The organism is Massilia forsythiae, from assembly GCF_012849555.1.
GTDB classification, from domain to species: domain Bacteria; phylum Pseudomonadota; class Gammaproteobacteria; order Burkholderiales; family Burkholderiaceae_D; genus Telluria; species Telluria forsythiae.
In genome coordinates, this window is sequence record NZ_CP051685.1 from 2,320,895 (window position 1) to 2,345,201 (window position 24,307).

The following is a 24,307-nucleotide window of genomic DNA, read 5'->3' on the forward strand; positions in this document are numbered from 1 at the left end:
CACTTTTGCGGGTCCGGTACTTGCCATTCCGCCGTCAGTTTGCCTGCGCGCGCCAGGCCGCCGCAAACGCCGCGGCGCGGCGCGCCAGTTCATCCAGCGCGATGCCGGGCGTATACAGCTGGCTGCCGATGCCGGCCCCGGTGGCGCCGGCCTTTTTCCATTCCCCGATCTGCTGCGGCGTCACGCCCCCGACCGGCCACAGCGGCGTGCCTTCCGGCAGCACCGCTTTCATCGCCTTCAGCCCGGCCGGCCCGATCGACTCGGCGGGAAACAGTTTCAGCACGTGCGCGCCGGCGTCCAGCGCCATAAAGGCTTCGGTCGGTGTCGCCACGCCCGGCGCGCACAGCAGGCCGCGCTCGACGGCGTGGGCGATCACCGCCGGATTGCAGTTGGGCGACACGAACAGCTGGCCGCCGGCGTCGGCGACCGCGTCGACGTCGGCGATCGTCAGCATGGTGCCGCCCCCGACCAGGCTGCCTGGCGGGGCCATGGCGCGCAGGATGCGGATGGCGTCCAGCGCGCCGGGGCGGTTGAGCGGCACTTCGAGCAGGCCGAAGCCGGCGTCGATCAGCACGCGGCCGACGCCGGCCGCTTCCTGGGGCGCCAGGCCGCGCAGGATGGCGGCCAGCGGCAAATCGATGCGTTCCAGGTCGGTCATGGCTGGCTTCTTTGGTAGGTAGGGTCGATGTGGCGGAGAAAAAAGCCGAGCGCGGCCCGGTAGACGCGGTCCGGGTCCAGCGCCTGCAGCGTGACACCGAGGCGGCCGGCGGCGCGCGCGTAATGGCGGTGCAACGCGGGCGTGCAGACCGAGGTCACAGTGCCGGGATCGTGGCCGGCCAGGTCGAGGGCGGCCACCAGTTCGGCGCCGATCAGCAGGCCGCTGACGAAGGCGCGCGTGTGCGCCGCCGGCATGGCGCCGGTGACCACGCGGGCGCGCACGCCGAACAGCGCATTGCTCAGCGGCGCGCGCCGACGCGCTTCGTCGACGCCGGCGTCGAAGGCGGCGTCGGACTCGGGGCTTTCCTCGCCGGCGGCGCCTTCCATCAGCGGCGCCAGCGTGCCCTGCTTGCCGAGGGTGGCGAACAGTTCGCCGGTCATGAAGGTCGCAATGTGGCGGATCGCGCCGCCTTCCAGGCGCACCCATTTGCTGTGGGTGCCGGGCAGCACGTACCAGCCATCGCCGTTGCTGCCATCGCCGCCGTGCGTGCGCAGCATCAGCGCGCCGAGCAGCTGCATCTCCTCGCCGCGCATCACGTCGATGCGCACGTGGCCGTCGGCGCCGCGCTCGTGCTGGCTGTAGCCGGGCACCAGCAGCACGCTGCGCCCGCCCAAATCGTCGTTCTCGTCCGCTTCGTCCACGCGCGTCAGGTGGGCCGGCAGTTCCAGCAGCGGCACGCCGATGTCCAGGTACGGCGTCTGGCGCCAGCCCTGGGCGCTGCCGACCATGCCGGAGGCGACCACCGGCACGCCGGGGGCGATGTCCATGGCCGCCAGCAGCGCCGCCAGCGAGGCGCCGAAGTGCGGCCGCGCGGCCAGCAGGCCCTGGTCGTCGGCGCGGCTGGCCAGGCAGGCGCCGCCGCCATCGACCAGGTAGGCGCGGCGGTTGCTGGTACCCCAGTCGATGCCGAGCAGGCGGCGCTTCCCTACGTTCGATCGTTCCTGGGCTCGCGCTTGTTCATCGGCGCCGGCCGGCTTGCTGTCCATGTCCGTCATGTCGCTCCTTCCGGAATCACCATTCGGCGATGCTGCCGTCGGGATGGCGCCACACCGGATTGCGCCAGTCCGGCGCGTCGCGGCTGGCGGCGATCACGCGCGCCTCGTCGATCTCCACGCCCAGGCCTGGCTTGGGCAGCGGCTTGATCCAGCCGTCGACGATGGCGAAGTCGGCGCGGTTGACGACGTAGTCGAGCACCTCGCCGCCGCGGTTGTAGTGGATGCCCATGCTCTGTTCCTGCAGCACGGCGTTGTGGGCGACGAAGTCGACCTGCAGGCAAGCGGCCAGCGCCACCGGGCCGAGCGGGCAGTGCGGCGCCAGCGCGATGTCGTAGGCTTCGGCCATGGCGGCGATGCGCACGCACTCGGTGATGCCGCCGGCGTGCGACAGGTCGGGCTGGGCGATGGCCAGGCCGCCCTGCTCGAACACGCGGCGGAAGTCGAAGCGCGAGAACATGCGCTCGCCGGCGGCGATCGGGATCGACGTCTGGTCGGCCAGGCGCCGGTAGGCATCGGCGTGCTCCGGCAGCACCGGCTCCTCGACGAACAGGGGACGCAGCGGTTCCAGCTCGCGCAGCAGCACCTTGGCCATCGGCGTCGATACGCGGCCGTGGAAGTCCAGGCCGAACTCGATCGCATCGCCGAAGGTCTCGCGGATGTGGGCCACGCGCTTGACCGTCTCGGCGATCTTGCGGGCGCTGTCGATCATGCCGAGGTCGTCGGTGCCGTTCATTTTAAAAGTGTCGAAGCCGGCCTCGCGGCGTGCGGCGATGCCGTCGACGACGTCGTGCGGACGGTCGCCGCCGACCCAGCTGTAGGTCTTCATGCGTTCGCGCACCAGGCCACCGAGCAGTTCGTACACCGGCACGCCCAGCGCCTTGCCCTTGATGTCCCACAGCGCCTGGTCGATGCCGGCGATCGCGCTCATCAGGATCGGCCCGCCGCGGTAGAAACCGCCGCGGTACATGGTGTGCCACAAGTCGTTGATGTGGGCTGGGTCGCGTCCGACCAGATATTCGGACAGCTCGTGTACGGCGGTCTCGACTGTGCGCGCGCGTCCTTCCACGACCGGCTCGCCCCAGCCGGTGATGCCGGCGTCGGTCTCGATCTTGAGGAACATCCAGCGCGGCGGAACGCGGTAGGTGGTCAGTCCGGTGATCTTCATGTCGTTTCCTACTAAGAACCTATCTCAATAGTCCGGAGTCGCTACTGGCGCGCCTGACAAACAGGCGCTGCGTTGCTCGTCCTTGCATGGCTCGCCATGCGGCGTCCTCGCGCCTTGCCCCTGCTTGCCATGCATCGCCATTAGCTTCCCCCTGCCTACTGAGATAGGTTCTAAGTGGATTCCAGTGTAGCGCCGGCTTCGCAGATGCGGCATTCGTTATCGCGCGACAATGAAACGCGTGCAAGGGAGGGAGCGCGCTAGACTGGCCGTTTCGACCGTAGGGAGTGTTTCATGAGCATGCTGTTTTCTCCAATCAAGCTGGGACCTTTGGCCCTGGACAACCGGATCGCCATCGCCCCCATGTGCCAGTATTCGGCGGACGAGGGCTTGGCCACCGACTGGCACATGATCCACCTGGGACAATTGGCCTTGTCCGGCGCCGGCCTGCTGACCATCGAGGCGACCGCGGTCACGCCGGAGGGACGCATCTCGCCGGACGACCTGGGGCTGTGGTCGGACCGGCACGCCGCCGCGCTGGAGCCGGTCATCAATGCGATGCGCCGCTACGCGCCGATCAGGATCGCGATCCAGCTGTCCCACGCCGGACGCAAGGCCTCCAGCGAAGTGCCGTGGCGCGGCGGCGCCAACATCCCGCCCGATCACGCGCGCGGCTGGCAGACCGAGGCGCCTTCAAACGTGCCGCATGCCGAGGGCGAGACCGTGCCGGTGGCGCTGGACGCTGCCGGCCTGCAGCGCATCAAGGACGCCTTCGCCGCCGCCGCCCGCCGTGCCGATGCGCTCGGCCTGGACGCGATCGAGATCCACGCCGCCCACGGCTATTTGCTGCACCAGTTCCTGTCGCCGCTGTCGAACCGGCGCGAGGACGAGTACGGCGGTTCGCTGGAAAACCGCATGCGCTTCCCGCTCGAGGTGTTCGACGCCATCCGCGCCGCGGTGTCGGCCGAGATGGTGGTCGGCATGCGCATCTCGGCCACCGACTGGGTCGAGGGCGGCTGGGACATCGAACAGAGCGTGGCGCTGGCGCATGCGCTGGAGGCGCGCGGCTGCCAGTTCATCCACGTGTCCAGCGGCGGGCTGTCGCCCTTGCAGAAGATCCCGGTCGGTCCCGGCTACCAGATCGAGTTCGCGGCGCGCATCAAGCGGGAAAGCACGATGCCGGTCATCGGCGTCGGCCTGATCACCGAGGCCAAGCAGGCCGAGACCATCCTCGCCGCCGGCCAGGCCGACATGGTGGCGCTGGCGCGCGCCATGCTGTACGACCCGCGCTGGCCGTGGCACGCGGCGGCGGAACTGGGCGCGAGCGTGACGGCGCCGCCGCAGTACTGGCGCTCGCAACCGCACGAATACAAGAACCTGTTCGGCGATACGCGCCTGGGCCAGCGCTGAGCCACTCGTATCCGCCCATGCGCCGGCAACCGTTCATGCCCCGTTTTGCGCAGTCCGTCGCACGGGGCTGATCGGTACGGGACCGTCTTGCTAGATTACGGCATCGGCACTGCCGTCCTTCAACCACGACAAGAAAAGGTCCCTTCATGCGTAACGCGTTCACGCTTGTCATCGCCACCGCCGCCGCCTGCGCCGGCCTCGGCGGCTGCGCCATCATCGTCGCTCCCGGCAACGACGACGTGCAGGTCCGCACCCCGTTTTCCAGCGACGCCGTGAAGGGCAGCGGCGTGGCGGCGCGCGACCAGCGCATGGTCGGCACCGTGCAGGGCCTCGAAGTAAACGGCTCGATCCTGGTCGAGGTGCGCGTCGGCCCGGCCAGGTCGCTGGTGGTGGAGGCCGACGACAACCTGCTGCCGCTGGTGCGCACCGACGTCCAGGGCGATACCCTGGTCGTCGAGGCCACGCGCTCCTACCGCAGCAGCAATCCGCTGCGCGTGGTCTACACGACGCCGCGCCTCGCCGCCATCCGTCACAGCGGTTCCGGACACCTGTCGGTGCAGGGCTTGAACGGCGCGCCGCTGACGGTGGCGCACAAGGGATCGGGTTCGGTGCTGCTGGCCGGGCAGGTCGCCAGCCTGCAGGCCGAGGGCAGCGGCTCCGGCAGCATCGACGCCGCCACGCTGCAGAGCGGCAGCGCCGACCTGGCGCTGGCCGGCTCCGGCCGCATGAACGTCGGCCAGGTGCGCGGCGAGCGTGCGACGGCCAGGCTGGACGGTTCGGGCCAGTTGCGCGTGGCCGGCGCGGTGCGCATGCTGACGGCGCGTTCGAACGGGTCCGGGCACCTGGACCTGTCCGGCCTGGAGAGCGAGCAGGCCGATTTGTCGTCGAACGGCTCGGGCGGGATGACGGCCAACGTCAGGCAGTCGCTGCTGGCCTACAACGGCGGGTCGGGCGGGATCCGCGTGTACGGCAACCCGGCGCAGCGCTCGGTGAGCGGGAAGCTGGTGCAGGTGGTGAATTGAGCGTGATGTGACGATGGTGGGGACGCGTGGCCGACCGGTAGGGTGGGCGGCTCGACCGCATGGTTTTGCGTTGCGGCGGCGCCGATGCCGTCCACGCGTCCGACCGGCTCGTGCTTGCATGAGGTGCTAAAACCGTTCGCGGCGGAACACCGGGGTCAGAGCCCTTTTAAAGGCAACACCGGGCTCTGACCCCTGCTCTGACCGCTGCGACCTCTACAGCAGGTGATCGAGCATCTCGGGCCCGAACACTTCGCGGTGCAGGCGCGCGGCGGGGACGCCGGCGTCCAGCAGCGCCAGCCATTGCGCCTGCATGAACGCGTGCGGACCGCACAGGTACACCTCGGCTTGCTCGCGCGGCCAGGCCGGCAGGCGCGCCACGTCCATGCGGCCGGGGATCGCCTCGATAGCGCCTTGGGGGTCGTCGTAGAAGGTCGCCAGCGCCAGGTTCGGCATCGTCGCCCGCAGCGCCGCCACCTCGGCGCGCAGCGGATGGTGATCGGGATCGCGCGCGGCATGCGCGAACACGACATGGCGCTGCGGATTCGCCGCGGCGATGCGCTTGACCACCGATACCAGCGGCGTGATGCCGACGCCGGCCGACAGCAGCACCAGCGGGCCGTCGCCTTCGGTGTCCGGCGTGAATTCGCCGAACGGGTGGGTCACTTCCAGGATCGAGCCGACCGCGATGTTGGCGTGCAGCCAGCTGGAGATCTCGCCGGCCGGCGCGGCAGTGTCGCTGCCGCTATTTAACGCATCCTCGCGCTTGACCGAGATGCGCATGCTGCCATTGCCCGGCACGTCCGACAGGCTGTACTGGCGCAGCTGGCGGCGGCCGTCCGGCAGGTCCACCGCGACGCTGACGTACTGGCCCGGCTTGAAGGCGGTCAGGGGCTTGCCGTCCAGCGGCGCGAAGCGGATCGACAGCACGCCGGCGCTGGCCGGGACGACCTCGGTCACGCGCATCGGCCGGGTCTCGCCCGGTTCGATGCCGGCCGTGCGGTACATGGCGGCCTCGGCGTCGATCAGCAGCTTCGCCAGCGAATTATAGGCTTCCTTCCAGGCGTCCAGCAGGGCGGGCGTGGCGGCGTTGCCCAGGGTCGTGGCGATCGCTTCCAGCAGGTGGCGCCCGACGATCGGGTAGTGCTCGGCGCGGATGCCGACCGAGACGTGCTTGTGCACGATGCGCTCGACCACCGGTCCCAGCGCCGCCGGGTTGCCGATGTTGGCCGCGTAGGCGAACACCGCCGCCGCCAGCGATTGCTGCTGCGCGCCGCGCGCCTGGTTGCCCATGTTGAAGATACGCGTCAGCTCGGGGTGGGCGCCCAGCATGTTGGCGTAGAACAGCCTGGTGATGGCGAGGCCGTGCTCGCGCAGGACCGGCACGCTGGCGTCGATGTAGGGGCGGGATGCTGCGGAGATCATCGTCTATCCTTAATGATGCATTTTAAATGCATATTTAAAGTTCAAAAAAACGCCCGCAATGCGAGCGCTGCTGTACAGCGTGCCGGCCGCTCACCCGTCGGCCATGCTGGCCAGGGCCGTCTCGGCGGCGTCTTCCACGCCGGCGCGCGGGCCGCTCCAGAACATGCGGTGCATGCGGATCACCTGCTCTCCGGTGGCGCCCGAGGTCGCTTGCGCCAGCGTGTAGCGGTCCATCGCCTCGTAGAAGGCGCGCATGCCGGCGCGCAGCATGCCGCGCAACTGGCAATCCATCTTCAACGCGCATTGCGTGCCCTCGCAATCGACCAGCTCATTGCCGTCATTCTCGCCGTCGCCTTCCAGCTTGCGCAGCACCTGGCCGATGGTCAGCGTGGCCGGATCGGCGAGCAGGCGCAGGCCTCCGTTGCGTCCGCGCCGCGCTTCCACCCAGCCCAGCTTGGCCAGCTGTCCCACCACCTTGACCAGGTGGTTCAGCGGGATATCGAACTGGCTGCCGATCTCGGCCGCCGTGACCGGATGCGATCGCGGGTGCGCGGGATCGGCGGCGCGTTCGAGGTAAATCAGCACGCGCAAGCCGATATCGGAAAAACGGGTAAGACGCATTGGTTCTGTTTGTGGCGACGATGGATTCTACCTAAACATGCATTGAAAATGCAGATTATCTAGGACTTTCGCGAAACTATTTTTTGCTCGGGTTGCCGATAATCGTCTGCAACTCGTTCGCGACTGGTCCTATAATCGCACACTTTGGCAACGGCCCGGCCGCTGCCTTCCATCCAGCGCGACCAGAGGACACGCCGTGAAGCAGACATTGGGACAGAAGCTGTTGCGAACCAAAACGGCGCAGCGCGAACTGGAAACGGGGCACGGCGGTGGACTGGGCCGCAGCCTCGGCCTGTTCCCGCTGACCATGATCGGCGTCGGCGCCACCATCGGCACCGGCATCTTCTTCACCATGGTCGAAGCGGTTCCCAAGGCCGGCCCGGCGGTCATTCTCTCCTTCCTGTTCGCCGCCATCACCGCCGGCCTGACCGCGCTGTGCTACGCCGAACTGGCCGACCGCGTGCCGGCGTCCGGTTCCTCGTATTCGTTCGCCTACGCCACCGTGGGCGAGTTCGCCGCCTTCATCGTCGCCGCCTGCCTGCTGCTGGAGTACGGCCTGGCGGCCAGCGCCACCGCGATCGGCTGGTCGGATTACCTGAACAACTTCCTGCAGAATGCGCTGGGCTGGCAGATTCCCAGCGCGCTGCGCTCGCCGATGATCGTGTCCGGCAAGGCCGGCGTCGAATTCCATGCCGGGAACATCAACCTGCCGCCGATCCTGCTGGTGATCCTGTGCTGCGTGCTGCTGATCCGCGGCACCAAGGAATCGGCGACCACCAATGCCATCATGGTCGTGATCAAGCTGGCCATCCTGGTGTTCTTCTCGGCCATCGCGCTGACCGGTTTTAACATCGACAATTTTCACCCGTTCTTCAATGCCGCCGATGGCCACGGTCCCGGCGGCATGGCCGGCGTGACCGCGGCGGCCGGCACCGTGTTTTTCTCCTTCATCGGCATCGACACCATCGCCACCGCCGGCGAGGAAACCCGCAACCCGACGCGCGACGTGCCGATCGGGATCCTGGCGGCGCTCTTGATCGTCACCGTGTTCTACATGCTGGTGGCGGTGGCCGCCATGGGCGCCCAGCCGGCGCACCTGTTCGAAGGGCAGGAAGCGGGCCTGGCGGTGATCCTGCAGAACGTCACCGGCAAGGCCTGGCCCGCGCTGGTGCTGTCGGGCGGCGCCGTCATCTCCGTGTTCTCGGTGACCCTGGTGACGATCTACGGCCAGACGCGCATCCTGTACGCGATCGCCAAGGACGGCCTGGTGCCGAAGGCATTCCAGCGCGTGAATCCGCGTACCCAGTCGCCGGTGGCGAATACCCTGATCGTCAGCATCGTGGTCGGCATCGTCGCGGGCCTGGTCGATTCGACCTTCCTGTGGGACATGGTCAGCATGGGCACGCTGGTGGCCTTCATCGTGGTGTCGATCGCGGTGCCGGTGATCCGCCGCAAGCAGGGCGACGGCGCACGCAGGGAAGGCAGCCGCGGTTTCCGCGTGCCGTTCGGCCCCTACCTGGTGCCGGGCTTGTCGATCCTGGCCTGCCTGTACCTGGTGCATGGCTTGTCGCCCATGACCTATACCGTGTTCGCGGTGTGGATGGCGGTGGCGGTGCTGACCTATTTCGGGTATGGGATGCGCAACAGCCGCTTGAACCGGGCGGATGCGGCGAGTGTGGAATTGACGCATTAATATCCACCGTCGTCCCCGCGGAGGCGGGGACCCAAGCTGACTCGTCTGAAACCAGAAGCAGCTGAATTGCCGTTCAATAGAAAAGCCGCATGCTTTTTAAAAGGATGCGGCTTTCTTCGTTAGATCCGGACGTCATGCTGACTAGACGACTTTTAATGCGTCAGCTTGGGTCCCCGCCTGCGCGGGGACGACGGTTTAGCGTGACTGGTCATGGCTACGACCACGCCACACCAGCCACTATCACTTCTGCATCTGGTACCGCTCCAGCCAGTGCGCGTACGGCGCCGGCAGCACCCAGGTCGGGCGCTCCACGCCGAGTTCCTTGGCCGCCTGCAGCGGGTAGTGCGGATCGGCCAGGTGGGCGCGGCCGACCATCACCAGGTCCAGTTGGCCGTCGGCCAGCGAGCGCTCGGCCAGGTGCGGGCCGTCGAAGCCCCAGGCCGAGGCCACCGGCAGGCCGGCTTCCTCGCGCACGCGCTTGGCGACCGGTCCCAGGAAGGCCGGACCCCACGGGATGCTGGTATCGGGAATGGTGAAACCGACGCTGACGCTGAGCATGTCCAGGCCGCGCGCGCGCATCATGCGCACCAGTTCGATCGATTCGTCCAGGGTCTGCTGGTCGTTGCCGTCGTACTCGATGACGCCGAAACGCGCGGTCAGCGGCAGGTTCTTCGGCCACACTTCGCGTACCGCTTCCAGGGTCTCGAGCAGGAAGCGGCTGCGGCCCGCGAAATCGCCGCCGTACCCGTCGGTGCGCTGGTTCGAGTGCTTTGAAAAGAAGCTCTGGCCCAGGTAGCCGTGCGCGAAGTGCAGTTCCAGCCACTCGAAGCCGGCGTCGCGCGCGCGCACCGCGGCCGCCACGAAATCGGCTTTTACGCGCGCGATGTCGTCGAGGGTCATCTCTTTCGGCACCTTCGGCAGGTTGGCGCCGAACGCGATCGCCGACGGGGCGATGGTGTCCCAGCCGCCCGGCTGGTCGGACGGGATGTGGTCGTCGCCTTCCCACGGACGGTTGGCGCTGGCCTTGCGGCCGGCGTGGGCGATCTGGATGCCGGGCACCGCGCCGGCCTTTTTGATGGCGGCGGCGATGCGTGCCATGCCTTCTTTCTGCTGGTCGTTCCACAAGCCGGTGCAGCCCGGGGTGATGCGGCCTTCCGGCGACACCGCGGTCGCCTCGACGATCACCAGGCCGGCGCCGCCGCGCGCGATGCCGGCGTAGTGCACTTCGTGCCAGTCGTTGGTGAGGCCGTCGACGGCGCTGTACTGGCACATCGGCGGCACCGCGATGCGGTTGCGCAGGGTGACGTCCTTGAGGGTAAAGGGGGTAAACAGTTCTGCCATGGGATTCCTGATGAATGCTGTGTAGGGTTTGGCCGGGGACCTTGCCGCGGCGGGCCGGTCAGTATAGGAGGAATCCGCAAGACGCGTCGGCGGACGGCAGATTTACGATGGCGAAGCCGGCGTGGCGCGAAAAAAAGCCGCGTCACCCTGCAGTGACGCGGCTGCTCGACGCAAGACGCGCGTGTTTACATCGCGTTCATTTCCTTCAGCAGGTTGTCGGCATGGTCCACCTTTTCCATGTTCCACAGGATGTAGCGGATGTCGACCTGGATGTCGCGCGTGGCGGCCTTGTTGAAATCCCAGTCGGAGATGATGGAATCCAGGGTGCCGTCGAAGGCCAGGCCGATCAGTTCGCCCCTGGCGTTCAGCGCCGCCGAGCCCGAGTTGCCGCCGGTGATGTCCAGCGTCGCCAGATAGTCGACCGGCACCGTTTTCAGCTTCGGATCGGCGAAGCGGCCGAAGTCCTTGTTGCGGATCGCGGCCAGCTGTTTTTCCGGCGCGTTGAATTCGCCTTCTCCGGTGTGCTTGGCCACCACGCCCTTGACGGTGGTGAAGGCGGTCCAGGAACCGGTGCCGTCGGCGCCGTAGTCGCGGCCCTTGATGTTGCCGAAGGTGACGCGCAGGGTCGAGTTGGCGTCCGGGTAGACCGCTTGCCCCTTGCTGTTCATGTAGGCGATCTTGGCCTTCATGTAGCTGGCGTAGGCTTTCTGGATGTTGCCGCCCAATTCTTCTTCGTCGGCCTCGTCCTTGCGGTCGGCGTCGTACAGGGCGACGGCGGCCTTGATGAAGCTGTCGTTGCTGGCCTTGAAGTCGGCCGGCGACTTGTTCATCCAGGCGCTGCGGAAGTCCTTGTTCTGCAGCTGCGAGCCGGCGTACAGCTTGTCCAGCGCCGCCTTCAGTTCGGCTTCGCCCATGCCGGCGCGGATGCCGAGGGCGTTGTCGAACGCCGCGTTGTGCTCGGCCGCCGGCTGCGCGCTGTACTGCTTCAGGAAGTTCAGCACCAGCGCCTTGTCGACCTTTTCGTCGTAGGTGCGGTCCTGGCCGCTGATGACCGAGGTCAGGCGCGGCAGGTCGCGTTCCTGGTAGCCGGATTTACGCTCGGCGTCGGCTTTCGTGCGTTCGTTCGACAGGCGGTACAGCGTGCGCGCCGAATTCAGGAAGCGCGGGGTCGAGTAGCCCAGGAAGAATTCGCGCTTGGTCGCCGCGTCGCGCTGGGCGATCAGCTTTTCGACGGTGTCGATGTCGGCGCCGAATTCCGCCTTGCGCGCCGCATTGCCGTCGACCCAGGCTTTCAGGGCATTGTGCTCGGCGGTCTTGTGCGCCAGGATGTCGCTGCCTTCGTAGCTGGCGATCATGCCCTTGCGGTTTTTATAGTAATTGTTGACGCCGGCGACCTGGCCCGCGTACTTCAGCCTGGCGGCCGGATCGTTCTTGGTCTCGCGCTCGATGACGGCCAGGGTCTCGCCCGACGCTTTCACGAAAGCCGGGTAGTTCCAATCGAAGGTGAACGCCACTTCCGACGGCAGGCGGTGGCGGTTGGTGCGGCCCGGGTAGCCGAGCGCCATGATGAAGTCGCCTTCCTTGACGCCTTCCCTGGCCACCTTCAGCACGTGCTTCGGCTTGTAGGGGACGTTGTCCTTGGCATAGTCGGCGGCCTTGCCGTCGCGGCTGACATAGGCGCGGTAGAACCCGTAGTCGCCGGTGTGGCGCGGCCACATCCAGTTGTCGGTGTCGCCGCCGAACTTGCCCACGCCCGACGGCGGCGCATGCACCAGGCGCACGTCGCGGATTTCCAGCTGCTTGATGCGATAGAACTCCAGGCCGCCGTAGAAGCTGGCCACGGTACAGCGGTAGCCGGCATCCTTCTCGCACTCGGCCACCAGCGCCTTCTGGTTCTTTTCCATCGCGTCCACGCGCGCCTTGCCGGTCAGCTTGGCCACGTCCGGGCTGATCACGCGGTTGCTGACGTTGCTCACTTCCTCGGTCACGAACACGCGGCTGCCCGGCGCCGCCGGCAGTTCGTCGGCCATGGTCTTGGCCAGGAAGCCGTTGGTCAGCAGGTCGTTCTGCGGGGTCGAGTTGACCGCCACGCTGTTGTACACGCAATGGTGGTTGGTGATGACCAGGCCCTGCGGCGAGACGAAGGAAGCCGAGCAGCCGCCCAGGCTCACCACCGCGCCCATCGGGAATTCGGTCAGTTTGGTCAGGGTGGCCGGATCGAGCTTCAGGCCGGCGGCTTTCAGTTGCTTGGCTACTTGTGGCAGCTGCTGCGGCATCCACATGCCTTCTTCGGCCTGTGCGGCGAAGCTGGTCAGGATGGCGAGCGAGAGGAGGGTCTTTTTCATCGCGTAGGTAGTGAGAAGACTGCTGGGAGGACTGTGGTCGATCATCTGCGGCTCCGTGGAGCACGCGATAGTATCGTGAACGGTCCTGGCAACGTCAACCACTATTTCCGCGGCGCCGGGCGCCGCAGCGCCGCAGGGAGCGGCGCCGCGGGCGCCCAGGCGCCTACAGCTGCGAACCGATCAGGTCGGCCACCTCGCCGGCGATCTTGTCGGTCATCGGCCGGTGTTCCCACTGGCGCAGCGTGATCGGCCGCGCGTGCGCCCAATCGTCCTCGAACACGCTTTCCTGCTGGTTGGCGAAATCGTGGTCGAACACGTTCAGGTTGGCCTCGTCGTTCAGGCTGAACGAGCGGTTGTCGAAGTTGGTCGACCCGACCGAGACCAGCAGCGAATCGACCACCAGCGCCTTCACGTGGTACATGGTGGGCTGGTATTCGGCCATCTTGATGCCGGCACGCAGCAGCTTGCCCCAGCGTTCGCGCGAGGCGGCGCGCACGATGTCGGAATCGATGATCTCGCCGGGCGTGATGATGCGCACGTCGACGCCGCGCTTGGCGGCGGCCACCAGGGCGTTTACTGCCAAATCGTCCGGCACGAAATACGAGTTCGACAGGTGGATCGTGTGGCGTGCGGCGTTGATGGCCATCAGGTACATCAAATGCATGCTTTCGCTGCCGCCGGTGGGCGAACTGGAAAACATCTGCGCCGGCATCGTGCCTTCCGCCTTGAGCGCCGGGAAATAATCCTCGCCGTCGAGCACCTTGCCGGTCGCCTTCAGCCAGTTGTCGTTGAACACGGCCTGCACCTGGCCGACCACCGGGCCCTCGACCCGGAAGTGGGAATCGCGCCAATGGTCTTCGTCCTGGCCGTTGCCGCGCCACTTGTCGGCGATGCCGACACCGCCCGTGAAGCCGATGCGGCCGTCGACCACCAGCAACTTGCGGTGGGTGCGGTTGTTCAGCTTGGCCAGCTTCCACCACACCGGCTTGTGGTAGCGGTGCACTTCCACGCCGGCGCGGCGCATCTCGTCCAGCGACTTGTCGTCGATCTTGATGCTGCCGATCCAGTCCAGCAGCAGGTTGACTTTCACGCCGGCGCGCGCGCGTTCCGACAGGGCATCGCTGAATTCCTTGCCGATCGTGCCCGACCAGTAGATATAGGTTTCGAAATTGATGGAGTGCTGCGCTTCGCGTATCGACTTCAGCATCGCCGGGAAGATCTGGTCGCCGTTGATCAGCACGTCGACCTTGTTGCCCTCGACGATGGGCGGGCCCAGCAGTACGCCCAGCGAGCGGCGGAATTGCGGGTCGCCGGAATCGTAGTCGCGTGTCAGGGGGGATTCGATCTTCCTTTCGCTCGGGGCGAAATTCAGCACCAGCAGGCCGGCGACGATCGTCGCGATGCAGGTAATCAGTATTAATGTAGGTCTTTTGACACGCATAACTATTTTGGACGTAAAAAAACCAACGCCGGGGAGCGTTGGTTTTTAGTGAGCAACTTGCACCGGCTTAGCGAACGCGGCCGCGACGCAGCAGGTTGACGATGGCCAGCAGGATGACGGCGCCGAGGAACGAAACCAGCAGCGACGACACGCTGAAATCGTCCGAATTGATGGTGCCGCTGCCAAACAGCGGGGAGAGCAGCCAGCCGCCCAGGAAGGCGCCGACGATACCGACGACGACGTTGAGAATCATGCCTTGCTCGGCATCGGTCTTCATGACCATGCTTGCCAGCCAGCCCAAAATGCCACCAACCACGATCCAGATAATGAACAACATGTTAACTCTCCTAAAGGTCTAAAAGTAGGCTTCAAGCCAATGGGTTCCAGGCCAATGGAATGTCGCGGCCATGGAGCAAAGTCTAGGGATGCGCGAGCCTCCAGGTCGGTGCGGCAACGTACGTTAGATGCACAAACTGCATCAATGTTCTTTGCGCGGCAAAATCTGCAAATAGGGTGCGTCATCGAACAGAGCGCCACCGTGTCAGAGGAATATTGTTGCCTCACTGGCATCGCCAAAGCAAACCGAGCGGCAGGTTTCCAACCAGCCCGTACATCGACCTTGAAAGGACACATCATGAGCATTTTCGGCACCGATACCGACACCACCCAGAATAACCAGAACCGCATGGTGACCGGCCTGTTCCCGGACCGCGCCAGTGCAGAACGCGCCTACAACTCGATCTCGACCCGCGGCTACAGCAAGGACGACATCAACCTGATGATGTCGGACTCGACCCGCAAGACCCACTTCGGCGATACCGAGACTGAACTGGGCAGCAAGGCCGCCGAAGGCGCCGGCGTCGGCGCCGGCATCGGCGGCACCATCGGCGCGGTGCTGGCCGGCGTGGCCGCGATCGGCACCAGCCTGGTGATCCCGGGTGCCGGTCTGATCGTTGCCGGTCCGCTGGCGGCGGCCCTGGCCGGCGCGGGCGCGGGCGGCATCACCGGTGGCCTGATCGGTGCGCTGATCGGCGCCGGCATTCCGGAAGAGCGCGTCAAGCACTACGAAGAAGGCATCGAGCAGGGCGGCATCGTGATGGGCGTGAACGCCCGCAACGACGAAGACGTGGCCCACATCCAGCGTTCGTTCACCGATGAAGGCGGTTCGCACGTGATCGGTACCGGCGTCGGCGCCGCTGCCGGCGCCGCCACCGGTGCTGCCATCGGCGCCGTGGCCGGCCCGGTCGGCGCGGTAGCGGGTGCGGCGATCGGCGGCATCGCCGGCGGCCTGGCCGGCAAAGGCGCCGGCGAAGTCGTCAACCCGAAAGCGGGCGACGACCTGGGCGAACACTACCTGGCCAAGGGCGTGGGCGCCAGCGCCGGTGCCGCTACCGGTGCCGCCGTCGGTGCGGTGGCCGGTCCGATCGGCATGGCTGCCGGTGCGGTGATCGGCGGCCTGGCGGGCGGCGCTGCCGGCCGCGGTGCTGGCGAAGTGGTGAATCCGCATGGCGAAGACCGCCTGCACGAACATAACCTGGCGCAGGGTACCGGCGCCGGCGCGGGCGCCCTGACCGGCGCGGCAATCGGCGCGGCTGCCGGCCCGATCGGCGCGGTCGCCGGTGCGGCCATCGGCGGCATCGCCGGCGGCGTGGCCGGCCGCGGCGTGGGCGAAGTCGCCAACCCGAAGGCGGGCGACGAGCTGCATGAGCACAACCTGGCCGGCGGCGTCGGCGTGGGCGGCGGCGCAGTGGCCGGCGCGGCGCTGGGCGCGGTCGGGGGTCCGGTCGGCATGGCGGCAGGCGCTGCCATCGGCAGCATCGCCGGCGGCATGGTCGGCAAGGGCGCCGGCCACCTGGTCAACCCGCAGGAAGAAGACGCCTACTGGCGCAATTCGTTCCAGGGCCAGTCGTACTACACCCCGGGCTTCAGCTACGACGATTACTCGCCGGCCTATGCACTGGGCTACAACAACACCGGCCGCTTCAACAGCTACGACCAGGCCGAGCCGCAGATGGCGAGCGAGTGGGACCGCGTGAAGGGCCATTCGCGCCTGTCGTGGGACCAGGCCAAGCTGGCCAGCCGCGCCGCGTGGAACCGCGTCGAGCGCGCGATCCCGGGCGATTCGGACCGCGACGGTCGTTGATTTGACATGATGCGGCTGCCGCTCATCGGCGGTCGCATCGGTTGGATCGGTTGAATTGGTTCGACAAAAAAAGTGGGGTGGACGGCCTGGCCGTCCACCCCACTTTTTTTACGGTTCCCCGAAGCCGATTACTGCTTGACGCCTTCGACCTGGATCGCCAGCTTGACTTCCGGATTGAAGCCGTACTGCACGCCGTAGCTCACGCCGAAATCGCTGCGGTTGAAGGTGGCCGAGGCGTCGGCGCCGCAGGTGTCCTTCTTGGTCATCGGGTTCTGCATGCACTTGAACTTGTTGATGGTCAGCGTGACCGGCTTGGTCACGCCGTGCAGGGTCAGTTCGCCGTTGACGCTGGCCGGCACGTCGCCCTTGAACACCAGCTTGCCCTTGTAGGTCGCGGTCGGGAACTTGGCGGTGTCGAACATTTCCTTGCCCTTGGCATGCTCGTTCAGCTTTTCATGGCCGAAGTCGATGCTGCCGGCGTCGATGGTGATGTCGACGCTGCCGGTCTTGGCGGCGCGGTCCAGCACGATGGTGCCCTTGGTCTCGTTGAACTTGCCGCGCCAGGTCGACAGGCCGCCGAAGTGGTCGGCTTCGAAGCTCGGGTAGGTGTGGCTCGGGTCGATCTGGTAGGTGTCGGCAGCAAAGGCGCCGGTGGCGATGGCGGCGGCCAGCAGGCCCAGGCTCAGGTGTTTCATTTTCATGGTGCGCTTCTCTCCGTTGGTTTTGCGTGGGTAAAAAAATGGTTGTTACTGTCCCGCCGTCACGCGGAACTTGATGACGACGTCGTCGGCGACCATATCGGTGTCTTTCCACTCGCCTTCGCCGATATTGAACGCCAGCCGCTTGATCGGCAACTGGCCCTCGAACACTTGCTTGCCGGCTGCGGTCTTGACGGTCATCGGGAAGCCGACATCCTGCGTCTTGCCTTTGATGGTCAATTTGCCGGTGACGTTCAGCTTGCCGGCGCCGGCCGGCTTGATCGAGGACGACACGAAGCTGGCCTTGGGGAATTGAGCGGCATTGAACCATCCCTTTTTGGTCACTTCCTGATTGTATTGGGCCGACCCCAGGTCGAAGCTGGCGATGTCGATGTCGACCCGCGCCGATGCCTTGTCCGGATGGGCGGCATCATAGTCGAGGACGGCGTTGAAACGCTTGAAATTCGATTCGACCGGCACGTTCATCTGCTTGAACACGGCCGACACGCTGCTGTGCGCGGCATCGGTCTTGAGCGGGGCGGCGGTGGCGACGGCAGCGAGCACGGCGCCGGCCAGCACGCCGGCGAATGTAGAACGGTTGAGGCGCTTGGACAGCATGGTTTTCTCCTGTTGTGCGTGAGGTTAGGCGGAACGGCCGGGCAGCATGCGGCGCAGCGTGCCGTCGCGGTCGACGACCGCGTGCTTCAGCGCGGCCAGCACGTGCAGGCCGACCAGCGCGGCCAGGCTCATGGCCAGCCAGTAATGCACGACTTTCAGCACCTCCGCCAGGGCCGGGTCCTTGCCGATCAGTACCGGCAGCTGGACCAGGTTGAAATACACGACCGGGAAGCCGGCCGCCAGCGTATAGAAATAGCCCGACAGCGGCAGCGCGAACATGAACACGTACAGCAGGTGGTGCAGCCCGTGCGCGGCGCCGCGCTGCCAGGCCGGCATCGTGGACGGCAGCGGCGGCGGACGGTGGCCCAGGCGCCACAGCAGGCGCAGCGCCGCCAGCGCCAGCACGGTCACGCCGGCCCACTTGTGCCAGGCATAGTAGCGCAGCTTGGTCATCGAAAAGCCGGGAATGTCGGTCATGACCAGGCCGAGCGTGAAGGCGCCGATGATCAGCAGGGCGACCAGCCAGTGAAGCGCGATCGCGGTCTTGGTATAGCGCTGCATGGCCTGGTCCTTATGTTGAGCGGAAATCTTATCAAAAAAGCGTTGCTGCGAACCATAGCGTCCTGTCTTTACGCTGGCAGATCCCGACAGCATGATGGAATTGCGATGGAGACACTTTATAGGTTCCATCCAAGGCGCGCTAGCCAATGGAACGGATAACATTGTTCAGCAAGTGGAACAATCGGTGACGGGGCACTCCTCGCTTGCCGGTGCAGGAAGCGCCGGTAAACGCATGACGGCGCCGCCGGATCGTAATCCGGCGGCGCCGTCGTCAAGCAAGCGCTGCCGGGTGGCGCGCGTCCGGGCGGATCAGATCGCCTTGGCCAGCGTTGCCGCCAGGCCGGTGTAGTTGGCCGGGGTCATCGCCAGCAGCAGGTCCTTGGCATCCTGCGGAATCGCCAGGCCCTTGACGAATTCCTGCAGAGCGTCGCGGGTGATGCCTTTCCCGCGCGTCAGTTCCTTCAACTGCTCGTAGGGATTGGCGATGCCGTAGCGGCGCATCACGGTCTGCACCGGCTCGGCCAGCACTTCCCAGTTGGCGTCCAGGTCCTGCTCCAGGCGCTGCGGATTGACTTCCAGCTTGTTCAGGCCGCGCAGGCAGCTGTCGTAGGCCAGCAGGGTGTAGCCGAAGCCGACGCCGATGTTGCGCAGCACGGTGGAATCGGTCAGGTCGCGCTGCATGCGCGATACCGGCAGTTTATCCGCCATGTGGCGCAGCACGGCGTTGGCCAGGCCCAGGTTGCCTTCCGAATTCTCGAAGTCGATCGGGTTGACTTTATGCGGCATGGTCGAGGAACCGATCTCGCTGGCCTTCAGCTTCTGCTTGAAGTAGCCCAGCGATACGTAGGTCCAGATGTCGCGGTTCAGGTCGAGCAGGATGGTGTTGGCGCGCGCGATGGCGTCGAACATTTCCGCCATGTAGTCGTGCGGCTCGATCTGGATGGTGTACGGGTTGAAGGTCAATCCCAGGCGCTGCTCGATCACGTCCTGCGAGAACGCCGGCCAGTCGAAGCCCGGGTAGGCCGACAAGTGGGCGTTGTAGTTGCCGACCGCGCCGTTCATCTTGCCGAGGATTTCGACCTCGGCGATGCGCTTGACTGCACGCTGCAGGCGCGCCACCACGTTGGCGAATTCCTTGCCCAGCGTGGTCGGGCTGGCGGTCTGGCCGTGGGTGCGCGACAGCATCGGCAGCTCGGCGTTGGCGTGCGCGATGTCGGTCAGCCTGGCGACGATGGCCTGCAGCGCCGGCAGCAGCACGCCGTCGCGCGCGCTTTTCAGCATCATGCCGTGCGAGGTGTTGTTGATGTCTTCCGAGGTGCAGGCGAAGTGGATGAACTCGCTCGCCGCCACCAGTTCCGGCACGTCCTTGACTTGTTCCTTGAGCCAGTACTCGACCGCCTTGACGTCGTGGTTGGTGACCGCCTCGATTTCCTTGATGCGCGCCGCATCGCCTTCCGAGAAATCCGCCGCCAGCCGGTCCAGCAGGGCCGCCGCTTCGCTGGAGAACGGTGTCAGTTCGCTGAAACCGGCCTGCGCCAGCGCCTGCAGCCAGGCGATCTCGACTTTGACGCGGTGATGCATGAAGCCGGCTTCCGACAGGATCGGGCGCAGCTTGTCGGTCTTGGCGGCGTAGCGGCCGTCCAGCGGGGACAGGGCCGACAGGGTCGGGGAAGAAGTGGTGGAGGTCATGGCGGGCGGTCCGTGCAAAAGCGCCGATTCTACCATCGGCCGCGGCTCGCGGCCCGCCTTTGCGCACCTGCCGTCAAGCGGGTTTGTCAAGGGCGAATCGCAGGCGTTGCAGGGCGGTTGCGGGGAGATCGGGAACGCGGCGGGCGTCTTTGGCGCGTCATGGGCCGATGCTATACTGTCTGCCACTCTCCTTAACTGGGCATTTATGAAACTCATCGGTTCTGTCACCAGTCCGTTTGTGCGCAAGGTGCGCGTCGTGTTGGCAGAGAAAAAGCTCGAATGCGTGTTCGAGCTCGAAAACGTCTGGTCGCCGGAGACCACCATCGCCGCCTCCAACCCGCTCGGCAAGGTGCCGTGCCTGGTCATGGAAGACGGCAGCACGATGTACGATTCGCGTGTGATCGCCGAATATCTCGACACGCTGACCCCGGTCTGCAAGCTGCTGCCCGCCAACAGCCGCGACCGCGCCAACGTCAAGGTCTGGGAAGCGCTCGCCGACGGCGTGCTCGACGCCGCCGTGCTGGCCTACCTGGAGCGCACCTGGCGTCCCGAGGAGCTGCGCAGCCAGGCCTGGACCGAGCGCCAGCTGGGCAAGGTGCGCGCCGGCCTGAACGTGATGTCGGTGAACCTCGGCGAGCAGCCGTTCTGCATGGGCATCCATTACACGCTGGCCGACGTCGCGCTCGGCTGCACGCTGGGCTGGCTGGCGTTCCGCTTCCCGGACATCGACTGGCGCGGCGATTATCCGAACCTGGCGCGCCTGTTCGACAAGCTGTCCGAGCGCCAGTCGTTCAAGGACACCGTTCCGCGCTGAAGGGCACGCGCATGTCGACTTCGCGGCGCCTGCAGATGGCGGACATCGCGCGCCTGGCCGGGGTATCGACCTCGACCGTCTCGCGCGCCCTCAACCACAGCGGCCTGGTCAACCAGGAAACCCGCGAGCGCATCCTCGAACTGGCCAGTTCGCTGAACTATTCGATCAACATCGGCGCGCAGAATTTGCGCCTGCAGCAGAACCGCACGGTGGCCGCCGTGGTCCCGCTGGACAAGTCGACCCGCCAGCAATTGTCCGACCCCTTCCTGCTGTCGATGCTGGGCGGCCTGGCCGACGTGCTCAGCGAGCAGGGTTTCGACATCCTGGTCTCGCGCGTCGACGCCGACCAGGTCGATGCCGCCTCGGCGCCGTTCGACAGCGGGCGCGTGGTCGGCGTGGTGCTGATCGGCCAGGGCCGCCATCACGACCAGCTCAACCGCATGGCCACGCGCGGCGTGCCGGTGGTGGTCTGGGGCGCCCAGTTGCCGCAGCAACTGTACACCACGGTCGGCGGCGACAACGTGGCCGGCGGGCGCATGGCGACCGAGCACCTGCTGGCGCACGGCCGCCGCCGCATCGCCTTCCTCGGCGACACCGGCCTGCCCGAGGCGGCGCTGCGCCACCAGGGGTATGTCGAGGCGCTGGCGGCATACGGCCTGGCGCCCGATCCGCAATTGCAGGTGGCCGCCTCGTTCCTGCCCGGAAGCGGTACCGACGCCGTGCACGAACTGGCGCGCCGCGGCGCCGCCTACGACGGCGTGTTCGCCTGCAGCGACCTGATGGCGATGCATGCCATCCACGCGCTGCGCGCCGAGGGCAGGGCGGTGCCGGCCGACGTGGGCGTGGTCGGCTACGACGACATCGAACTGGCCGCCTATTTTCATCCGCCGCTCACCACCGTGCGCCAGCCGCGCGACGCCGCCGCGCGCGCCCTGGTGGCCGCGCTGCTGGCCCGCATCGACGGCCAGCCCGTTCCTTCCTCGCTCCTGCCCACCGAACTGGTGGTGCGCGCCAGCGCCGCCTGACGTCTGGCCGCACCAAACAGCAGCAGCATCCTTGCATCGGTTTTTGCAAACGTTTGCAGAAGGTCTTTAAAAGTTAGCTTTTCGTCGTCTCATTCCTTGCCCTCAAAGTCAGTTTCGCTGCGTACATCGGTAAAGTCGCCGAAAACAACACTTTCCTGATTCGATTGCAATCGATTGCAATTGCAGGAATTTCGTTGAATAATCCACATGTGCCCGACGAGGCCGGCTGGAGCCATCGGGCGACCACTACAACATGGAGGAGACATGGAAATTCGCATGAAGCACACGGCGCGCGCCGTGGCGCTGGCTTTGCTGCACGTGGGCGCGGCATCCGCCCAGCAACAGGTTGGCGCCGCCGACGTGGCCGCCGCGGCTGCCCCGGGCGACGGTTTGCGCATGGAGCGCATCGTGGTCACCGGCACCGCTAGCGGTACCAGCAAGCTGAAATCGAGCGTGTCGGTCAGCACGCTGGAGGCCGATACCATCGCCAGCCTGGCGCCGACCAGCGCCGCCGACGTGCTGCGCGCGATTCCCGGCGTCCGCTCGGAATCCTCGGGCGGCGAGGGCAACGCCAACATCACGGTGCGCGGCGTGCCGATCTCGGCCGGCGGGGCGCGCTACGTACAGATCCAGGAAGACGGCTTGCCGGTGCTGCAGTTCGGCGACTTCAACTTCGCCACCCCGGACAGTTTCGTCAAGATCGACGGCGCCCTGGACCACGTGGAAGCGGTGCGCGGCGGCTCGGCCTCGACCCTGGCCACCAATTCGCCGGGCGGCATCATCAACTTCATCAGCAAGGACGGCAGCCAGGCCGGCGGCAGCATCGGCCTGTCGCGCGGCCTCGACTACGACAGCACGCGCGTCGACTTCGACTATGGCATGCCGCTGTCGCCGAAAGACCGCTTCTTCGTGGCCGGCTTCTACCGCTACGGCGAAGGCATCCGCAACACCGGCGTCAAGGAAGAGCGCGGCGGCCAGGTGCGCGCCAACTACACCCACGAGTTCGACGGCGGCTTCCTGCGCGTGTCGTTCAAGCACCTCGACGACCAGAGCCCGACCGCGCTGCCGGTGCCGGTGACGACCCGCAACGGCCATATCGCGGAAATCGCCGGCATCGACCCGCGCGAGGCGGCGTTCTATTCGCCGTACTGGGTCAAGGATGTCACCCTCACCAAGGGCAACGGCAAGGCGTCCAGCGACGTCAACGACGGCCTGTCCGTCAAGAGCAACGCCCTCGGCCTGGAAGGATCGTACGACCTCGGCAACGGCTGGACCGTCTCCGACCGCTTCCGCAAGGCCGACAACAGCGGCCGCTTCATCGGCGTGTTCCCGGCCGACAACGGCACGGTCGGCAATTACACCTTCGCCACCGGCCCGAATGCCGGCCAGGCCTACCGCGGCCGCGCCATCAACGCCGTGGTGTTCAACACCTCGATCGACGATGCCGGCAATACCCTCAACGATGCGCGCCTGAGCAAGACCTTCCGCCTCGACGGCGCCAAGCTGAACCTGACCGCCGGCTGGTACGCGTCGCAGCAGAAACTCGGCCTGACCTGGAACTTCAACCAGTACCTGCTGCAGGCCAGCGGCGACCAGCCGGCGCTGCTGCGCACCGCCAGCACCACCCCGGGCCTGGTCGGCGCGGCCTTCGGCGGCTGCTGCTCGCGCGCGGTCGACATGAAATACCGCACCAACTCGCCGTACGCCAACCTCGGCTGGGAGCAGGGCGCCGTCAACGTCGATGCCAGCGTGCGGCGCGACCGCCAGCATGCCGATGGCAGCGCCAACATCGCCGCCAGCGCCGTGGCCTACCAGGCCGCGACCGTGCAGCGGGTCGACTACGAGATCGGCCACACCTCGTACTCGGTGGGCGCCAACTGGCGCGCCACGCCGGCGCTGGCGCTGTTCGCGCGCACCAGCGAGGGCGTCGCCTTCAACGCCGACCGCATCCTGTTCGGTACGCCCCTGGACGGCAGCGCGCCGGTCAACATCAACACCGTCAGGCAGCTGGAAGGCGGCGTCAAATGGCGCAGCGGCGGCTTCAGTTCCTTCCTGACGCTGTTCCGCGCGCGCACCAGCGAGACCAATTTCGAGGCCACCACCCGCCTGTCCACCGCCAACAGCTACGATGCCAAGGGCGCCGAGCTGGAAGCGGCCTGGCGCGTGGGCGACTTCAACCTGACCGGGGGCCTGACCCTGACCGACGCCGAGATCACCGCCACCGCGCCGGGCGGCGAAGCCAACATCGGCCACACGCCGCGGCGCCAGGCGCGCGCCGTGTACCAGCTGGCGCCGAGCTACGAGCTCGGCCAGGCGCGCTTCGGCCTGACCGTGGTCGGCACCGGCAAGAGCTGGGGCGACGACGCCAACACGCTGGTGCTGCCCGGCTACGCCGTGGTCCACGCCTTTTTGAATTACCAGTTGACGCCGAAGATCGGACTGAGCGTGAGCGCCAACAACCTGTTCAACAAGATCGGCTATACCGAGATCGAAAGCGACGGCCATGCCGCGCGCGCGGTCACCGGGCGCGCCGTCAAGGCCGGCGTCAAGTACGCGTTCTGATGCAGGCGCCGTTCAGGCGCGCGATTC

At 66.7% G+C, this 24,307-nt stretch carries 20 protein-coding genes; 7 read left to right on the forward strand and 13 right to left on the reverse strand.

Going from position 1 to position 24,307, the window contains the following annotated elements:
• Positions 1-34: 34 nt before the first annotated feature.
• Genes HH212_RS10005 through dgoD form a run of 3 tightly spaced genes read right to left on the reverse strand, consistent with a single transcriptional unit; the run spans position 35 to position 2,878 of the window.
• A complete protein-coding gene (locus HH212_RS10005) occupies positions 35-658 on the reverse strand; it encodes a 2-dehydro-3-deoxy-6-phosphogalactonate aldolase (RefSeq protein ID WP_170202347.1) in 624 nt (207 codons plus the stop codon).
• Entirely contained in the window at positions 655-1,713 is a 1,059-nt protein-coding gene (locus tag HH212_RS10010) for a 2-dehydro-3-deoxygalactonokinase (RefSeq protein ID WP_229217652.1), read from the reverse strand. The genes HH212_RS10005 and HH212_RS10010 overlap by 4 nt, the downstream gene beginning before the upstream one ends.
• A 16-nt stretch (positions 1,714-1,729) precedes the next feature.
• Positions 1,730-2,878, reverse strand: a complete 1,149-nt coding sequence (dgoD, locus tag HH212_RS10015) for a galactonate dehydratase (protein ID WP_170202348.1) — start codon at positions 2,876-2,878, stop codon at positions 1,730-1,732.
• A gap of 291 nt (positions 2,879-3,169) precedes the next feature.
• Between dgoD and HH212_RS10020 the strand changes: the two genes are divergently transcribed.
• Together HH212_RS10020 and HH212_RS10025 are read left to right on the forward strand one after the other, a co-directional pair.
• On the forward strand, positions 3,170-4,285 hold the full coding sequence (locus HH212_RS10020; protein WP_170202349.1) for an NADH:flavin oxidoreductase/NADH oxidase: 1,116 nt from the start codon (positions 3,170-3,172) through the stop codon (positions 4,283-4,285).
• A 146-nt stretch (positions 4,286-4,431) separates the two neighbouring features.
• Positions 4,432-5,307, forward strand: coding sequence for a head GIN domain-containing protein (locus HH212_RS10025; RefSeq protein ID WP_170202350.1), 876 nt, complete (start codon positions 4,432-4,434; stop codon positions 5,305-5,307).
• 213 nt (positions 5,308-5,520) lie between these two features.
• On the opposite strand, the gene HH212_RS10030 is transcribed toward HH212_RS10025, so the two are convergent.
• Both HH212_RS10030 and HH212_RS10035 read right to left on the reverse strand, forming a co-directional pair.
• Positions 5,521-6,729 carry a globin domain-containing protein gene (locus HH212_RS10030; protein WP_170202351.1) on the reverse strand — a complete coding sequence of 403 codons (1,209 nt, stop codon included), beginning with the start codon at positions 6,727-6,729 and terminating at the stop codon, positions 5,521-5,523.
• Positions 6,730-6,819: 90 nt separating this feature from the next.
• Positions 6,820-7,350 (reverse strand): RrF2 family transcriptional regulator, encoded by a 531-nt coding sequence (locus HH212_RS10035; protein WP_170202352.1) that lies wholly within the window; start codon positions 7,348-7,350, stop codon positions 6,820-6,822.
• A 196-nt stretch (positions 7,351-7,546) separates the two neighbouring features.
• Between HH212_RS10035 and HH212_RS10040 the strand changes: the two genes are divergently transcribed.
• Positions 7,547-9,043 (forward strand): APC family permease, encoded by a 1,497-nt coding sequence (locus HH212_RS10040; protein WP_170202353.1) that lies wholly within the window; start codon positions 7,547-7,549, stop codon positions 9,041-9,043.
• A gap of 240 nt (positions 9,044-9,283) precedes the next feature.
• Here HH212_RS10040 and HH212_RS10045 read toward each other — a convergent pair whose 3' ends face one another.
• The 4 genes from HH212_RS10045 to HH212_RS10060 form a co-directional block, all read right to left on the reverse strand.
• Positions 9,284-10,384 carry an NADH:flavin oxidoreductase/NADH oxidase gene (locus tag HH212_RS10045; RefSeq protein ID WP_170202354.1) on the reverse strand — a complete coding sequence of 367 codons (1,101 nt, stop codon included), beginning with the start codon at positions 10,382-10,384 and terminating at the stop codon, positions 9,284-9,286.
• Between the two features lie 185 nt (positions 10,385-10,569).
• Entirely contained in the window at positions 10,570-12,729 is a 2,160-nt protein-coding gene (locus tag HH212_RS10050; protein ID WP_170202355.1) for a S46 family peptidase, read from the reverse strand.
• 163 nt (positions 12,730-12,892) lie between these two features.
• The gene (gene cls, locus HH212_RS10055; protein WP_170202356.1) at positions 12,893-14,170 is read right to left on the reverse strand and encodes a cardiolipin synthase; all 1,278 of its coding nucleotides are present in this window, start codon (positions 14,168-14,170) and stop codon (positions 12,893-12,895) included.
• Positions 14,171-14,237: 67 nt separating this feature from the next.
• Positions 14,238-14,507 (reverse strand): GlsB/YeaQ/YmgE family stress response membrane protein, encoded by a 270-nt coding sequence (locus HH212_RS10060; RefSeq protein ID WP_020656446.1) that lies wholly within the window; start codon positions 14,505-14,507, stop codon positions 14,238-14,240.
• Between the two features lie 297 nt (positions 14,508-14,804).
• Between HH212_RS10060 and HH212_RS27080 the strand changes: the two genes are divergently transcribed.
• Positions 14,805-16,313, forward strand: a complete 1,509-nt coding sequence (locus HH212_RS27080) for a hypothetical protein (RefSeq protein WP_229217653.1) — start codon at positions 14,805-14,807, stop codon at positions 16,311-16,313.
• Positions 16,314-16,441: 128 nt separating this feature from the next.
• On the opposite strand, the gene HH212_RS10075 is transcribed toward HH212_RS27080, so the two are convergent.
• From HH212_RS10075 to purB, 4 genes are all read right to left on the reverse strand, one after another.
• Positions 16,442-17,014: a YceI family protein gene (locus tag HH212_RS10075; protein ID WP_170202357.1), complete on the reverse strand. Its 573-nt coding sequence runs from the start codon at positions 17,012-17,014 to the stop codon at positions 16,442-16,444.
• 45 nt (positions 17,015-17,059) lie between these two features.
• Positions 17,060-17,629, reverse strand: coding sequence for a YceI family protein (locus HH212_RS10080; RefSeq protein WP_170202358.1), 570 nt, complete (start codon positions 17,627-17,629; stop codon positions 17,060-17,062).
• A gap of 24 nt (positions 17,630-17,653) precedes the next feature.
• Complete coding sequence (locus tag HH212_RS10085; protein ID WP_170202359.1) at positions 17,654-18,190, reverse strand: cytochrome b; 537 nt, start codon at positions 18,188-18,190, stop codon at positions 17,654-17,656.
• Positions 18,191-18,499: 309 nt separating this feature from the next.
• Complete coding sequence (gene purB / locus HH212_RS10090; protein WP_170202360.1) at positions 18,500-19,879, reverse strand: adenylosuccinate lyase; 1,380 nt, start codon at positions 19,877-19,879, stop codon at positions 18,500-18,502.
• 205 nt (positions 19,880-20,084) lie between these two features.
• On the opposite strand from purB, the gene HH212_RS10095 reads away from it, so the two are divergent.
• From HH212_RS10095 to HH212_RS10105, 3 genes are all read left to right on the forward strand, one after another.
• Positions 20,085-20,693: a glutathione S-transferase N-terminal domain-containing protein gene (locus tag HH212_RS10095; protein WP_170202361.1), complete on the forward strand. Its 609-nt coding sequence runs from the start codon at positions 20,085-20,087 to the stop codon at positions 20,691-20,693.
• An 11-nt stretch (positions 20,694-20,704) separates the two neighbouring features.
• Positions 20,705-21,718: a LacI family DNA-binding transcriptional regulator gene (locus HH212_RS10100; RefSeq protein ID WP_229217654.1), complete on the forward strand. Its 1,014-nt coding sequence runs from the start codon at positions 20,705-20,707 to the stop codon at positions 21,716-21,718.
• A gap of 264 nt (positions 21,719-21,982) precedes the next feature.
• The gene (locus HH212_RS10105) at positions 21,983-24,280 is read left to right on the forward strand and encodes a TonB-dependent receptor (RefSeq protein ID WP_170202362.1); all 2,298 of its coding nucleotides are present in this window, start codon (positions 21,983-21,985) and stop codon (positions 24,278-24,280) included.
• The last annotated feature ends 27 nt before the right edge of the window (positions 24,281-24,307 follow it).